Annotated in this window: 15 protein-coding genes and 1 pseudogene; 13 read left to right on the top strand and 3 right to left on the bottom strand. The window is 71.1% G+C overall.

Annotation, left to right across the window (positions count from 1 at the left end; genetic code table 11):
- Positions 1 to 70 precede the first annotated feature (70 nt).
- Positions 71 to 535 (top strand): YcgN family cysteine cluster protein, encoded by a 465-nt coding sequence (locus tag LRS10_RS01370; RefSeq protein WP_257839054.1) that lies wholly within the window; start codon positions 71 to 73, stop codon positions 533 to 535.
- Here LRS10_RS01370 and LRS10_RS01365 read toward each other — a convergent pair.
- Entirely contained in the window at positions 532 to 957 is a 426-nt protein-coding gene (locus LRS10_RS01365; RefSeq protein ID WP_257835688.1) for a DUF805 domain-containing protein, read from the bottom strand. The genes LRS10_RS01370 and LRS10_RS01365 overlap by 4 nt on opposite strands.
- 133 nt (positions 958 to 1,090) lie before the next feature.
- Here LRS10_RS01365 and LRS10_RS01360 point away from each other — a divergent pair, with 133 nt between their 5' ends.
- The 3 genes from LRS10_RS01360 (at position 1,091) to LRS10_RS01350 (ending at position 3,169) form a co-directional block, all read left to right on the top strand.
- The gene (locus LRS10_RS01360) at positions 1,091 to 2,050 is read left to right on the top strand and encodes a DnaJ C-terminal domain-containing protein (protein WP_257835687.1); all 960 of its coding nucleotides are present in this window, start codon (positions 1,091 to 1,093) and stop codon (positions 2,048 to 2,050) included.
- A gap of 108 nt (positions 2,051 to 2,158) precedes the next feature.
- The gene (locus tag LRS10_RS01355) at positions 2,159 to 2,437 is read left to right on the top strand and encodes a PepSY domain-containing protein (RefSeq protein ID WP_257835686.1); all 279 of its coding nucleotides are present in this window, start codon (positions 2,159 to 2,161) and stop codon (positions 2,435 to 2,437) included.
- Positions 2,438 to 2,479: 42 nt separating this feature from the next.
- A complete protein-coding gene (locus LRS10_RS01350) occupies positions 2,480 to 3,169 on the top strand; it encodes a response regulator transcription factor (RefSeq protein ID WP_257835685.1) in 690 nt (229 codons plus the stop codon).
- A 264-nt stretch (positions 3,170 to 3,433) separates the two neighbouring features.
- Here LRS10_RS01350 and LRS10_RS24170 read toward each other — a convergent pair whose 3' ends face one another.
- Positions 3,434 to 4,099 (bottom strand): hypothetical protein, encoded by a 666-nt coding sequence (locus tag LRS10_RS24170; RefSeq protein ID WP_308237888.1) that lies wholly within the window; start codon positions 4,097 to 4,099, stop codon positions 3,434 to 3,436.
- A 175-nt stretch (positions 4,100 to 4,274) separates the two neighbouring features.
- Here LRS10_RS24170 and LRS10_RS24165 point away from each other — a divergent pair, with 175 nt between their 5' ends.
- The 9 genes and pseudogenes from LRS10_RS24165 (at position 4,275) to LRS10_RS01305 (ending at position 14,072) form a co-directional block, all read left to right on the top strand.
- Positions 4,275 to 4,586, top strand: coding sequence for an ATP-binding protein (locus tag LRS10_RS24165; protein ID WP_308238004.1), 312 nt, complete (start codon positions 4,275 to 4,277; stop codon positions 4,584 to 4,586).
- A gap of 107 nt (positions 4,587 to 4,693) precedes the next feature.
- On the top strand, positions 4,694 to 6,115 hold the full coding sequence (locus tag LRS10_RS01340) for a hypothetical protein (RefSeq protein WP_257835683.1): 1,422 nt from the start codon (positions 4,694 to 4,696) through the stop codon (positions 6,113 to 6,115).
- Between the two features lie 98 nt (positions 6,116 to 6,213).
- On the top strand, positions 6,214 to 7,293 hold the full coding sequence (gene ccmI / locus LRS10_RS01335; RefSeq protein ID WP_257835682.1) for a c-type cytochrome biogenesis protein CcmI: 1,080 nt from the start codon (positions 6,214 to 6,216) through the stop codon (positions 7,291 to 7,293).
- Between the two features lie 9 nt (positions 7,294 to 7,302).
- A pseudogene (ccmE, locus tag LRS10_RS01330) lies at positions 7,303 to 7,798 on the top strand (cytochrome c maturation protein CcmE).
- Positions 7,795 to 9,777, top strand: a complete 1,983-nt coding sequence (locus tag LRS10_RS01325; RefSeq protein WP_257835681.1) for a heme lyase CcmF/NrfE family subunit — start codon at positions 7,795 to 7,797, stop codon at positions 9,775 to 9,777. Before ccmE ends, LRS10_RS01325 begins: the two are co-directional and overlap by 4 nt.
- Positions 9,774 to 10,226, top strand: a complete 453-nt coding sequence (locus LRS10_RS01320) for a cytochrome c-type biogenesis protein (RefSeq protein ID WP_257835680.1) — start codon at positions 9,774 to 9,776, stop codon at positions 10,224 to 10,226. Before LRS10_RS01325 ends, LRS10_RS01320 begins: the two co-directional genes overlap by 4 nt.
- A 144-nt stretch (positions 10,227 to 10,370) precedes the next feature.
- Complete coding sequence (locus LRS10_RS01315) at positions 10,371 to 11,954, top strand: Do family serine endopeptidase (RefSeq protein ID WP_257835679.1); 1,584 nt, start codon at positions 10,371 to 10,373, stop codon at positions 11,952 to 11,954.
- A 33-nt stretch (positions 11,955 to 11,987) separates the two neighbouring features.
- Entirely contained in the window at positions 11,988 to 12,665 is a 678-nt protein-coding gene (locus tag LRS10_RS01310; protein WP_257835678.1) for a response regulator transcription factor, read from the top strand.
- Between the two features lie 6 nt (positions 12,666 to 12,671).
- Positions 12,672 to 14,072 carry a HAMP domain-containing sensor histidine kinase gene (locus LRS10_RS01305; RefSeq protein WP_257835677.1) on the top strand — a complete coding sequence of 467 codons (1,401 nt, stop codon included), beginning with the start codon at positions 12,672 to 12,674 and terminating at the stop codon, positions 14,070 to 14,072.
- Here the strand turns inward: LRS10_RS01305 and LRS10_RS01300 are convergent.
- Positions 14,053 to 14,484 carry a DoxX family protein gene (locus tag LRS10_RS01300; RefSeq protein WP_257835676.1) on the bottom strand — a complete coding sequence of 144 codons (432 nt, stop codon included), beginning with the start codon at positions 14,482 to 14,484 and terminating at the stop codon, positions 14,053 to 14,055. The two genes, LRS10_RS01305 and LRS10_RS01300, sit on opposite strands and share 20 nt — an antisense overlap.
- Positions 14,485 to 14,521 lie beyond the last annotated feature (37 nt).

Here is a 14,521-nt window from a genome sequence, read left to right as displayed (position 1 = left end):
GATAGAGGTTCATGGGCTTGCGCGAAAGGTCGCTCTCGCGCCGAGGCTCGCGGCGGCCTATGTGGGCGCGATGGCGGGTGAACCCTTCTGGCGGCGCAAGACGCTCGAACAGATGACCGTGGCGGAGTGGGAGAGCCTCTGCGACGGCTGCGGCCTGTGCTGCCTGGTTCGGTTCGAGGACGAGGAGACCGGCGAGGTCATCCCGACGCGGGTGCACTGCAAGCTTTTCGACGCCAACGCCTGCCGGTGCAGCGACTATGCGAACCGCAAGCAGTACGTGCCGGACTGCATCAAGCTGACGCCGCACAACATCGAGGCGCTGGAGTGGATGCCCAGGAGCTGCGCCTACCGGCGGCTGCACGAGGGACGGGAGCTGGCCGACTGGCACCCGCTGCTCTCAGGCGACCCCGAGAGCGTGCACCGGGCGGGGATCTCGGTGCGCGGCCAGACGGTGAGCGAGAGCGCGCTGGCCGATGCCGAGGACGCCCTGGATTTCGCAGCGTGGGACCTGGTGGTCGAGCGGGGCGACGACTAGCGGGGCGGCTCGCCGAAGCGGTTGGGCCCCGGATCGCCGCGCACGGAGCCGATGGCGATGAAGAAGGCCAGCATGAGGAGCATGGCCACCGCGAGCAGCGGCGGCAGCGGCTTCGGATTCTCGGGATCGATGAGGCCGCGGGAAACGGCCTCGGCCACCACCATGAGGCCGAGCGCCGTGGCCGGGACCTGCCACCAGCCCGAGCGGCCGAGGTCGTGCAGGCGCCGGGCGACGACGGCCCACTGGACGACATTGGTGGCCAGGCCGAGCGGCAGGGCGATCAGGACGACGCCCGGCAGCACCGACGCGAGTTGCAGCACCACGCCGAACACGAACAGCGCCGCCAGTACGCGCCAGTACTCGCGGCGCGCGGCGCGGCCGCGGAAGGAGAAGAGTCGGGTCCAGGCGGGCTTTTCGGCCATGCCATGTCCCTAGCGCGAGCCGCGCCGGATCGCCTGTGGCAAAATTATCACACAGAGGCTTGCGTGACGGCGGCGCGCGGCCAATCTAGAAGTCGCATTCGTTGTAAGGCTTTGAGGCGGAGGTTCAGGAAGCTTGGCGCGCGACCCCTATCAGGAGCTGGGCGTCTCCCGGAGCGCATCGGCGGACGAGATCCGCAAGGCCTTCCGCAAGCTGGCCAAGGCGAACCACCCGGACACCAACCCCGACAACAAGGAGGCCGAGGAGCGCTTCAAGCGCGTCAGCGCCGCCTTCGACATCATCGGGGACCCGGAGAAAAAGAAGAAGTTCGACGCCGGCGAGATCGACGCCGACGGGCGCGAGACCTTCCGCGGCTTCGGCGGCGGCGGCGGGGCCGGCGGCCCGTGGGGTGCGCCGCCTGGCGGAGGATTCGGCGGCCAGCGGCGCGGCGGCTACCGCACGGAGACCTTCGAGGACGTCGACCTGGGCGACATCCTGGGCGAGATGTTCGGCGGCGGCCGGAGCGGGCGCGGCGGCGGCGGACAGGGGGGCGGCTTCGGCGGCTTCTCCCAGAGGGGCGCGGACGTGCGCGCCAAGCTGGAGGTCGATCTGATCGACGCCATCCGCGGCGGCAAGCGGCGGATCGCGTTCTCGGACGGGCGGACGGTGGACGTCAGCATTCCGAAGGGCGCCCAGGAGGGCCAGACGCTGAGGCTGAAGGGCCAGGGCGCGCCGGGCCGGTCGGGCGCGGGCGACGCCTTCATCGAGCTGACCATCGCGCCGCATCCGGTGTTCAAGCGCGAGGGCGAGGTGCTGGTCATGGACCTGCCGGTGACGCTGTACGACGCCGTGCTGGGCGGCAAGGTCGAGGCGCCGACGCCGGACGGCCCGGTGACCCTGACCATTCCCAAGGGAGCCAACTCGGGCGCCAAGCTGCGGCTGAAGGGCAAGGGCCTCGCCGACGCCAAGGGCGCGCGGGGGGACCTGTTCGCGCGGCTGGTGGTGACCCTGCCCGATCAGCCGGATCCGGCGCTGGAACTGCTGGCCGAGGACATGCGCAAGGCCAGGCCGTATTCGCCGCGCCGCCGAACCTAGGTTAAGGGTGGCGTTCAGCCGAGGTTCAGTCCTGGGCGCCTAGAAGAGATCCCATGAAAAGCCTCTTCGCCATCGCCGTTCTGCTCGCCGGCGCCCGCGGCCCCCGCCGTGACGCACGCGCAGGACATGGGCCGGCCGGTGTTCGGCGCCGGCCGCGGCGACCAGGACCAGGCCCGCGAGGGCGTGAAGTCGGGACGCCAAGTTCCGCTTTCGCGCGTTCTGGCGATGATCGCGTCGCGCAACGGCGGACGTCACCTCAACACCATGCAGGGCGACGCCGGGGGCCGCCCCGCCTATTTCGTGCAGTGGCAGCTCGAAAACGGCCGGGTGGTGGTGTTCGTGGTGGACGCCGAGTCGGGACAGATCATCGGCCGGCAGGGCGGGTAGCCCGCGGGCGAAGGCTTAGGAAACCGAGGAAGGACGCAGAGCTTGCGCATCCTGCTTGTCGAAGACGATCCGGACCTGTCGCGTCAGCTGAAGCTGGCGCTGACTGACGCCGGCTATGCGGTGGATCACGCGCCGGACGGCGAGGAGGCCCAGTACCTGGGCGAGACCGAGCCCTACGACGCCGTCATCCTGGACCTTGGGTTGCCCAAGGTGGACGGGGTGTCGGTGCTGGAGCGCTGGCGTCGCGACAACATGGCGACGCCGGTGCTGATCCTGACCGCGCGCGGCGCGTGGAGCGAGAAGGTGGCGGGCTTCGACGCCGGCGCCGACGACTACCTCACCAAGCCGTTCCACACCGAGGAACTGCTGGCGCGGCTGCGCGCGCTGCTGCGGCGCTCGGCCGGGCATGCGACGCCGAACCTGTCGTGCGGCGGCCTGCGGCTCGATCCGCGGGCGGCGCGGGCCAGCGTGAACGGCGAACCGCTGCGGCTGACGTCGCTGGAGTACCGCCTGCTGCACTATCTGATGATGCACCAGGGGCGGGTGATCAGCCGCACCGAGCTGGTCGAGCACCTGTACGACCAGGACTTCGACCGCGACAGCAACACCATCGAGGTGTTCATCGGCCGGGTGCGCAAGAAGATCGGCGCCGACCGCATCGAGACCGTCCGCGGCCTGGGCTACCGGCTGATCTGCCCCGAGGACGAGCTCGGGGCCGGCGAGAAGGCGTAGCGGCCGTTGACGCTGGGGCGAGCGCTTCCCACCGCGCTGAGGCGGCCTTCGCTCGCCCGCCGGCTGGTACTGCTGGCGGTGGGCTGGAGCTTCGCGGCCCTGGTCATCGTGGCGGTGGTGCTGGCGCTGCTGTTCCAGCAGGCGGCGTTGCGCCGGTTCGACGCCAACCTCTCGGACCTGATCGACAACCTGATCGCCGGCTCGACCATCGAGAACGGCCAGGTGGTGGCGCCGGCGCTGACCGACCTCAGGGCGCTGCGGGCGCTATCGGGCCGCTACTGGCAGATCGCCCAGGTGACGCCGGACGGCCGCGCGGAGGCGATCGACGGCCTGACCTCGCGCTCGCTCTTCGACGCCGAGCTGGAGGCGCCGGGCGACCTCGTCTCCCGCCTGCAGGCCGACCCCGGCAGGCCCGTCGCCTTCGACGCCGAAGGCCCGCAGCCGGGGGAGCGGGTGCGCGTGCTGGCGCGCTGGACCACCTTCTACGGCCACGAGAAGCCGGTGATCTTCATGGCCGCCGAGGACAGGCGGCCGGTGGACCGCGACGTGCGCAACTTCATGGCGACCACCGCAGCGGCGTTCGCCCTGCTCAGCGCCGGACTGATCGGCGCCATCGTGATCCAGGTGCGCGTCGGCCTGCGCCCCATCTTCCGGCTGCAGCGCGAGGTAGGCGACGTGCGCCGCGGCAAGGCCGAGCAGCTGAGCGCCGACTATCCCACCGAACTCGAGCCCCTGGCCGACGAACTGAACGCCCTGGTGCGCCATAACCAGGAGACGGTGGAGCGCCAGCGCACGCACGTGGGCAACCTGGCGCATGCGCTGAAGACGCCGATCTCGGTGATGCTGACCGAAGCCTCCCAGCGTCCCGGTCCGCTGGCCGAGGTGGTCACCCGCCAGACCCAGGCGATGCAGCAGCAGGTGGACCACCACCTGCGGCGCGCGCGCGCCCGCGGCGCGGACGCAGGGGCCGGGGGAGCGGACCGATGTGTCGGAGGTGCTGGACGAACTGGCCCGGACGCTGGAGCGGATATTCCGCGACAAGGGCGTGCAGATCGACTGGGATGCGCCGGACGACCTGTTCTTCCTCGGCGAGCGGCAGGACTTCATGGAGATCGCCGGCAACGGCATGGAGAACGCCGGCAAGTGGTGCAAGGGCCGGGTGCGGGTGCGCGCGGTCCCGGAGGGCGAGACGCACCTGACGCTGACCATCGAGGACGACGGTCCCGGCCTGCCGCCGGAGCGCCGAGACGAGGTGCTGAAGCGCGGCGCCCGTCTGGACGAGAGCGCCCCGGGCTCGGGTCTGGGCCTCTCCATCGTGGACGAACTGGCGCGGGCCTACCGCGGCTCGCTGATCCTGGGCGATTCAACCATGGGTGGATTGATGCTGACGCTGCACCTGCCGCGGGCCGAGGGATAGGGGCCCCTCTCCACAGGAGGCCGCAACCTTAAGCTTCGGAAAACCTTAACCTCAGGTCGTGCAAGCTGGACCGTCGCGGACCTCAAGTCCGCCGGAGTCCTGAAGCCATGGGCGCGCTGTCGCCGCGCAAGATCGAGATCGTCCGGACGCTGGTCGAGGCGGCCCCCGACAAGATCGTGGGCGGCCTGCAGATGGCGCTGGCCGACACGGGCGAGGATCCCGCCCTCGGCAGTGTGCGCGAACTCGTCGAGGTGGAAGTCCATGAACGCCGGCTGCGCAACACCGTGCTGCAGGCGATCGCGCCGATGTGCCTGGGCGATGGCCGGGACCCCCGATCGCTGACCTTCCCCGCGCGCGTCCTCCCGCTGATCTGGCGGGGTCTGCGCGGCACCGCCGCGGAAGAGATCGAGGAGGCCGAACTGGCGTTCAGCGCGTTCAGCCCCGAGGAGACCTCCGGGGAGGCGTTCGACCATCTGGCGCGGATCGCCGCCTACGCCCTGCGCTCGCGCGACTATCCCGAATTCCGCGAGGCGGCCGAGCTCGCCGATGCGGCGCGTCCCGACGGCGCCGAGCAACTTGCGGCCTGTCTGGAGCTCTCGCCTGTGGTGCGGCGCTCGGCGCTGCGCATCCCAGAGTGGCTGGCTTCGTTCAGCGAAGAGTCCGCCGCGGCGGCGAGGCTGGCCTACAAGGACGCCGTGGCCATCGCCGAGGACGCAGGCCCCCGCTTCTTCGAGATGCTGGCCGCGCAGATGACCTATCCCTGGATGGTCCTGCGGATCATCTCCGAAGTCATGGACAAGCCCAACGAGCGCTACCTCGCGGACTCCGAGATGGCGGGCTTCGGCGAGCGGCTGATGGACGAGATGGACGAGTCCATGAAGGCCATCGCCAGGCTCGACATCGACGGTGGGCCGGAGGCCGGGCGGCGGGCCGGCAAGCTCGTGGAGCTGATCACGCTGCAGGTGACGGAGCTCGAGACCTATATCGACCTGTCGCGCGACCACGGGTGGGGGCACCGCATCAACAAGCAGAAGACGGCGCTGGCGGGCGTCGTGGAAGGCCGCATCCGCGACGCCGAGAAATATTGCCTGCTGGCGCTGCCGACCGAGCGGGCGAGACTGCGCCGGATCCGGCGGCCGCAGCCCCGGCTCAGCCTGCCGCCGGACGAGACCCACGTGCGCCGGGCCACGACCCTGCTGGCCTTCGTGCAGGAGGTGCGCTCGAGCGCCAACTACGGCGGGTTCGCCGCCGCCCGCAGCCGGATGCTGGAGCATGTGGGGGAATACATCGACATCTATGTCGAGGAACTCGTGGACCTGGTGAAGACCGGCGACGTTGAGGACCCGGACCGGGCTCAGGCCTTCCTGGGCGTGGCGGCCGACCTGTCCCTGCTGCTGCGGGGCGAAAAGGCCGCAGACCTCGTACGCCGCCGCGCCGCAGCCGCGGCCAATCCCGACGCGCCGCCGGTCCACTTCGACGAGGAGGACGACGGCGAGGCCGAGAGCGAGCACTGGGAGCGCTGGGGCTAGCCCGCCGAGGCCCCTCACCGGATCGGAACGGGAACGTGTTTCAGGCGCGTCTCAGAGACGCGCTCGCACCGTCCTTCGGTTTCGGCTAAAGCCCGGGCATGATCGTTTTCTGGGTCGCAGCGGGGGCGCTGACGGCCGCCGCCGCCGCCCTGATCCTGATGCGCGCCGCGAAGGCGGCTTCGGCCGATTCCGCCGTCGATCCGTCGGCGGGGCTGTATCGGCGGCAACTGGCCGAGATCGACGAACTGGCCGACCGAGGCCTGATGGGCGAGGCCGAGCGCAAGAGCGCGCATGCCGAGGCCGCCCGGCGGCTGCTCGCCGCGACGGATGCGCCGCGCGACGACTGGAGCGCCGATCCCAAGGCCCGCAAGCGGGTCCTGCTGGCGGTGGTCGCGGTCCCTGCCCTGACCCTGGGCCTTTACTGGGGCCTGGGCGCCCCGGGCTTTCCGGACCAGCCCTACGCCAAACGGCTGCAGGCCTGGCGGACCGCCGAACTCGCCACGCTGTCGCCGCCCGAGATCGGCGCGGTGCTGCGCGACGTCCTGAAGACCCGGCCGGACGACGCGGAGGGCTATCGCATGCTGGCGATGGTGGAGGCCGAGTCCCAGAACATGGGCGGCGCGGTGCGGGCGCTGCGCCGGGCGGTGGCCCTGGCGCCCGAACGGAACGATCTGCGCCGGATGCTGGGCGAGGCCCTGGTGTTCCAGTCGGGCGGCAAGGTCGAGGCCGACGCTCAGGCGGTGTTCGCCGAGCTGCTGCGGCGTGACCCGCAGGACGCCGCGGCGCGCTTCTACCTGGCGCAGGCCAAGGCCGAGGCCGGGCGGGGCGCCGAGGCGGCGTCCGACCTGCGGGCGCTGCTCGGCGAGATGCCGGCCGACGACGAGCGCCGGCCGTATGTGGAGGCCGCGATCGCCAAGGCCGAGGGCCGGCCGGCGCCGACCCGCGAGCCGTCGCCCGAACTGGACGCGATCCGGGGGATGGTGGCGAGCCTGGCTGCGAAGCTGGAGCAGACGCCGGACGACCCGGAGGGCTGGGTGCGGCTGGTGCGGTCCTATTCCGTATTGGGCGATGTGACGCAGCGGGACGCGGCCTTGACGAAGGCCAAGGCGCGCTTCGCCGACAGGCCCGATGTTCTGACGCAACTGGACGAGGCCGCCCGTGCGGCCCCCATGCCGTGAGCTGATCCCATGAGCTGGTTGCCCAAATCCCCGAAAGCCCGTCGCCGCCTGACCCTCATCGCCGCCATCGCGCCCGTGCTGGCGTTGGCCGTCCGGGCTGACGCTTTGGGGCCTCTCGGACTCGATCTCGTTCTTCTACACGCCGAGCCAGGCGCAGGCCGCCAAGCCGGAGCCCGGCCGATCGATCCAGCTGGGCGGCCTGGTTGAGGCCGGTTCGGTTGTGAAGCATCCGGACGGACGCGTGGAGTTCACGGTGACCGACCAGAAGGCGTCGGACCGCATCACCTTCCAGGGCGACCTGCCCGACCTGTTCCGGGAGGGGCAGGGGATCGTGGCCATCGGCGCCTACCGCGCCGACGGCGTCTTCGAGGCCAAGCGCGTGCTGGCCAAGCACGACGAGCGCTACATGCCCCGCGAGGTGGAGAAGGCGCTGAAGGAACAGGGCGAGTGGTACGGCGACGGCCAGCGCCCCGAGCATGCCGCCGGCAAGGAGAACGCCACTTGATCGCCGAGGCCGGCAGTTTCGCGCTGATCCTGGCGCTGGCGCTGAGCGTGGCGCAGGTCGGGCTGTCGGCGACCGCGCGCTGGAAGCGGTCCGCCGTGCTGGCGGGCGCGGGCGAGGGCGCGGCGCTCGCGGCGTTCCTGTCGGTGGCGGTGGCGTTCGCGGCGCTGATGCACGCCTTCGTCACCTCGGACTTTTCGGTGGCCAACGTCGCCGCCAATTCGCATTCCGAAAAGCCGCTGCTGTACCGGGTGGCCGGCACGTGGGGCAGCCATGAAGGCTCGATGCTGCTCTGGTGCCTGGCGCTGACCGGCTTCGGGGCCGCCGCCGCCGGCCTGGGGCGCGGGCTGCCGCGCGGCCTGCGGGCCGTCACCGTGGCGACGCAGGGGCTGCTGGGGGTGGTGTTCCTCGCCTACACCGTTTTCGCCTCCAATCCGCTGGCGCGCCTGACGCAGGTTCCGATCGAGGGCCGTTCGCTCAACCCGCTGCTGCAGGACCCGGCCCTGGCCGTCCACCCGCCGTTCCTCTACGCGGGCTATGTGGGCATGTCGGTGGTGTTCTCGTTCGCGGTCGCCGCCTTGGTTGAGGGTCGCGTGGACGCCGCCTGGGCCCGCTGGGTGCGGCCCTGGACCCTGGCCGCCTGGAGCTTCCTCACTGTCGGCATCATGCTGGGCTCCTTCTGGGCCTATTACGAGCTGGGCTGGGGCGGCTGGTGGTTCTGGGACCCGGTGGAGAACGCCAGCTTCATGCCCTGGCTGATCGCCGCCGCCCTGCTGCATTCGGCCGTGGTGACCGAGAAGCGAGGCGCGCTGCCGGGCTGGACCGTTTTCCTGGCGCTGGCCGGCTTCACGTTCTCGATGCTGGGCGCATTCCTGGTGCGCTCGGGCGTGCTGACCAGCGTACATGCCTTCGCCGTCGACCCGACGCGCGGCGTGCTGCTGCTGATGATCCTGGGCGTGACCGCCGGCCTGGGCTTTGCGCTGTTCGCCTGGCGTGCGCCGAGCCTGCCGCAGGGCGGGGTGTTCGCGCCGGTGAGCCGCGAGAGCGCGCTGGTGCTGAACAACATCCTGCTGACGGCGGCGACGGCGACGGTGCTGCTGGGCACGCTGTTCCCGCTGATCCGGGAGGCAGCGACCGGCGAGGCGATCTCGGTCGGCCCGCCCTATTTCAATCTCACCTTCACCCCGCTGATGACGGCGCTGATGATCCTCCTGCCGGTGGGCCCGCTGCTGGCGTGGAAGCGCGGCGACGCGATGGGCAGCGGCAGGCGGCTCTGGTGGGCGTTCGCCGCGGCGGTGGCCATCGGCTGGGTGGTGTTCGCGGCCATCGCGCCGCGGCACGGCCTTGGCGCGGCGGGCGTGGCCATGGGCGCCTGGCTGATCGCCGGAGCGCTGGCCGAGATCATCGAACGCGTGCGGCTGTTTCGGGCGCCGGGCCGGGAGAGCTGGCGCAGGCTGTGGGGCCTGCCGCGCGGGGCCTGGGGCATGACGCTGGCGCACCTGGGCCTGGGCGTCTTCGTGCTGGGCGCGGTCTTCGAGGTGACCTGGAAGGTCGAGGCGGCCGAGGCCTTGCCGGTGGGCGGCAGCCTGGACGTGGGCGCCTATCACGTGACGCTGGAGCGCATCGACGGCGTGGAGGGCCCGAACTACGAGGCCGAGCGCGGCCTGGTCAGCGTGACGAAGGACGGCCAGCCGGTCTGTACGGCGCAGCCGGAGCGGCGGCTCTATCCGGCCGGCGGCCAGACGACCTCGGAGGTCGGGCTGTGCTACCGCGGCATGAGCCACATCTACCTCGTCCTGGGAGAGCGGCGCGACGCGGCCGGCCAGCCGGTCTGGCTGGTGCGGGCCTACTGGAACCCCTGGGCGACGCTGATCTTCGTCGGGCCGCTGATCATGGCGCTGGGCGGGCTCGTCTCGCTTTCGGATCGCCGGCTGCGGCTGGGCGTGGCGCGCAAGGAGGCCCCGAAAGGGGCGGGGGCATGAGGCTGCGGGCGCTGCTGGCCATCGCCTTCGGGGCGCTGTCGATCGCCGCGGCGTCGGACCCGGCCGAGCGGCTGCCGGACCCGGCGCAGGAAGCTCGGGCGCGGGAGATCTTCCGCGATGTGCGCTGCCTCGTCTGCCAGAACGAATCGATCGACGACTCCGAGGCCGAACTCGCCAAGGACCTGCGGGCGCTGGTGCGCGAGCAGGTGGCGGCCGGCAAGAGCGAGGGCGAGGTCAAGCAGTTCCTGACCCAGCGCTACGGCGAGTTCGTGCTGCTGACGCCCTCGTTCAACGCCTGGAACCTCGCGCTGTGGATCGGGCCGTTCGTCGTTGTCCTGGCGGGGATCGCGCTGCTGCTCATGCGCCTGAGAGCGCGCGGCCCCGAGCCGGAGCTTTCCGAGGAGGAGACGCGCCGGCTGAAAAAGATCGCGGACCCTGAAACGCGCTGACACGTTTGCGCCCAAGATCAGACGCGAAGCTGATCGCAGGCTTGCCTAAACGTAACTTGAGGGGCGTTGCACTTCCGTGCATCGAACCTAGGTTGTTCGGGCGCGCCTAGACCTCTCGGCGCGCACAGGGAAATTGTAAGGCTGATGACCTCGAAGACGACGGGCAAGAAGACGGGTTACCTGCTGGGCGCCGTGGCCGGCGCCGGTGTCATGGCCGCGGCGGTGGCGGGCGCAGGCATGCGCATGCCCGAGGCCAATGCGGGCCAGTTGCAAGGCGGACTGATCAAGGCCTCGACCGCGCCGATCTTCGCGCCGCCGCCCGGCGCGCCCATGTCCTTCGCCGACATCTTCGACCGCGTCTCCCCGGCGGTGGTGTCGATCAACGTGACCAGCCGGGTGAGCGCCGAGTCGCTGCGGCAGATCCCCGGCTTCCCGTTCAACATCATCCCGCGCCAGCCCGGCGGCGGCGAGGACGGCGGGGACGAGGGCGGCCAGACCGAGCGCGGCCAGCCGCGCCTGCCGACCCAGCAGTCGGCGGGCTCGGGCTTCTTCGTCTCGGCCGACGGCTACATCGTCACCAACAACCACGTGGTCGAAAACGCCGAGAAGATCACCGTCGTCCTGAAGGACGAGACCGAGCTCGAGGCCACCGTCGTCGGCCGCGACGAGGCCACCGACCTCGCCGTGATCAAGGTGAAGGGCGGCCGCGGCCCCTATCCGTTCGTGAACTTCGAGAACGCCGCCCGCCCGCGGGTGGGCGACTGGGTGATCACGGTGGGCAACCCGTTCGGCCTGGGCGGCACGGCGACCGCCGGCATCGTCTCGGCCTACGGGCGCGACATCGGCGAAACCTTCGTCGACTTCATTCAGATCGACGCGCCGATCAACCGGGGCAACTCGGGCGGCCCGACGTTCGACGTCTATGGCCGCGTGATCGGCGTGAACACGGCGATCTTCTCGCCCTCGGGCGGCTCGGTCGGCATCGGCTTCGCTATCCCCGCGGAAGTGGCCGACGGCGTCGTGAAGCAGCTGATCAACGGCGGCCGCATCGAGCGCGGTTACATCGGCGCGACCATCCAGAACTTCACCAGCGAGATGGCCGAGGCTTCGGGGCTGGGCGACCAGAAGGGCGCCATCGTGGCCGACCTCACGCCGGGCGGACCGTCGGCGCGGGCGGGGCTGCAGGTGGGCGACATCGTCACCTCGATCAACGGCCAGGCGATCCGGTCGTCGTCGGAGCTGACCCGCCAGGTGGCGCGCGCGCGGCCGGGCGACCAGCTGCGGCTCGAGGTCGTCCGCGACGGCCGCCGGCAGAACGTCACCATCCGGTCCGGCGTGAGGCCGTCGGAGCGCGACCTGCAGGCCTCCAACGACAATTCGGCGCCGGGCTCGCGGACGCCGGGCGCGCCGGGCGCCCAGACCGCGCCGCAACCGCCGGTGCTGGGCATGTCGTTCGGCGTGCTGGACCAGGCGGCGCGACAGCGGCTGAGCCTGCCCGCCGAAGTGCGCGGGGCGCTCGTCGAGAGCGTCAACCAGAACTCGGACGCCGCCACCAAGGGCCTGCGCCGAGGCGACGTCATCACGCGGGCCAACGACCGGGCGGTGACCAGCGCGGCGGAACTGGCGGCGGTGGTCGAGGCGGCGAAGAAGGCCGGTCGCACCAGCGTGCTGGTCGGCGTCTACCGCGGCGGCCGGACGTCCTTCCTGCCGCTGAAGGTTTCAGGCTAGGCTCCCACGGAGATTCTGGGGGGCGGGAATCAGATGCGGATCCTCATCGTCGAAGATGACCTCGATGCGGCGGGCGTGATGGCCCGCGGTCTCACCGAGGCCGGCCACACCTGCGTGACCGCGGCCGACGGCGAAGAGGGCCTCGTCGAGGCGCGCAAGGCCGAGGGCGAGTTCGACGTGATGATCGTCGACCGCATGATGCCCAAGATGGACGGCGTGCAACTGGTCGAGACGATCCGGCGCGAGGGCGACCGCACCCCGGTGCTGTTCCTCTCGGCGCTCGGCGAGGTGACCGACCGGGTGGACGGCTTGCAGGCGGGCGCCGACGACTACCTCGTGAAGCCTTACGCCTTCGCCGAGCTGATCGCGCGCGTCGAGGCCCTGGCGCGGCGCCGCGACACCGGCTCGGTGCAGACGCTGCTGCGGGTGGGCGAGCTGGAGATGGACCTCATCGCCCGGACCGTGCACCGACAGGGCAAGGAGATCGACCTGCAGCCACGCGAGTTCCAGCTGCTGGAGTTCATGATGCGCCACGCCGGCCAGTCGGTGACGCGCACCATGCTTCTGGAGAAGGTGTGGCACTACCACTTCGACCCGCAGACCAACGTCATCGACGTGCACATCTCCAGGCTGCGCTCGAAGATCGACAAGGGCTTCGACCGGCCGATGCTGCAGACCGTGCGGGGCGCGGGCTACCGGCTGGACGCCTAGACGAAGGTGCGCCTGCCGCGCCTCCTGCGGACGACGCCGTTCCGGCTGACGCTGCTGTTCCTGGCGCTGTTCGCCAGCGCCGCTTCGGCCTTCCTCGCCTACATCTACGTCGCCACGGCCGGCGAGGCGACGCGGCGGACGGACCAGGAGATCCGCCGCGAGATGCGGTCGCTGACGGACGTCTACGACCGCGCCGGTGTCGATGCGGTGAACCAGTCCCTGATCGAGCGGGCGGCCAGCGAGCGGCCGTTCCTCTACCTGCTGATGAGCCCGCAGGAGGAGCGGATCTCGGGCTCGATCGAGGAGAGCCCGATCGACGAGTTCGACGGCCAGCCGGCCTGGGCGACCTTCCAGGTCACCGACTACGACGTCCAGGGCCGGGAGGTGAAGCACCCGGCGCGGGGGTTGCAGCAGCGGCTGGACGGCGGCGAGATACTGTTCGTCGGGGCGGACGTCGGTGAGGACGAGGCCTACGTCGGCAAGATCGTGAACGCCCTGTGGGGCTCGGTGGTGCTGGTGATCATCGTCGGCATCGCCGGCGGGGTCCTGGTGAGCCGCAACGTTTCGCGCAGCATGGCCAGCCTGACCGACGTGGTGGACCGGGTGCGGAACGGCGAGCTGGGCGCGCGCGCGACCGTGCGCGGCACCCGCGACGAGTTCGACGAGCTGGCCCAGGGCCTCAACGAGATGCTGGACCGGCTGGAGCGGTCGATGCAGGGCCACAAGCACGCCGGCGACGCCATCGCCCACGACCTGCGTTCGCCGCTGACGCGGCTCCGGGCGCGCCTGGAGTCCGCCTTCCTGGACGTGGAGGCCGGCAAGGGCGACCCGCAGGAGGCGCTGGCCCAGGCGCTGACCGACACGGACGGGGTGCTGAAGACCTTCGGCGCGGTGCTCTCCATCGCCCGTCTGCAGGCGGCCGGCCAGGCGCCGGACCCGGTGGTGTTCGACCCGGCCGAACTCGGGGCGGATATCGCCGAGCTGTACGAGCCGCTGTGCGAGGACAAGGGCATCGAATTCGCCGCCGAGTTCGCGAAGGACCTGACGGTGCGCGGCAACCGCGAGTTCCTGGCCCAGGCGCTGGCCAACATCCTGGACAATGCCGTGAAGTACACGCCTGCGGGCGGGGCGATCATGCTGCGGGTGCGCCGCAGGTCGTCGGGCGAGGTGGAGTTCTCGGTCACCGACACCGGGCCCGGCGTGCCGGACGGCGACCGCGAGCGGGTCATCCAGCGCTTCGTCCGGCTGGAGAACAGCCGCAACGAGCCGGGCGCGGGCCTGGGCCTGTCGCTCGTTGCGGCCGTGGCCGAAGCGCACGGCGGGCGGCTCGAGTTGGACGAAGGCCCCGGCAAGGTGGGCGAGATGGGACCCGGCCTGCGCGTGGCGCTCATCCTGCCTCGGGTGTGATCCGGGCGTCCGCCGCGTAGCGGCCGGGGCCCACGGTCGCGAGGAGGAGCCCGATCGCCACCAGCGACCAGGCCGGGTAGGCGGCGCGGAGCCCCGCGTGCTGGTCGACCATGACAATAGCGATGAGGAAATTCAGGGCGCACAACAGACCCGCCCAGCGGGTGGCGAAGCCGGCGATGAAGAGCGCGCCGCAGATGAATTGAACGGCCACGCCCAGCGGCGCCATCAGCGTCGGCGCCGGGAAGCCGAATTGCTTGAGGAAGGCGGCGAACCTGGCCATGTGCTCGGCGCTGGTGATGTTGTCCCACACGCCCCAGATCAGGAACGCGCCGACGCTGAGCCGCGTCAGCAGCAGGGCGGCGTCGCCGGCCCTGGAGAGTTGCGGCAGGGTGATCCAGCTTGCGATGCTCATGAACGTGCCCCCCGTGAGTTCAGGGGCGGGATGATGG

Source organism: Phenylobacterium sp. J426, assembly GCF_024699945.1.
Lineage (GTDB): Bacteria > Pseudomonadota > Alphaproteobacteria > Caulobacterales > Caulobacteraceae > Phenylobacterium.
The sequence above is the reverse complement of the archived record's forward strand: the minus strand, read 5'-3'. Positions and strand labels throughout refer to the sequence as shown.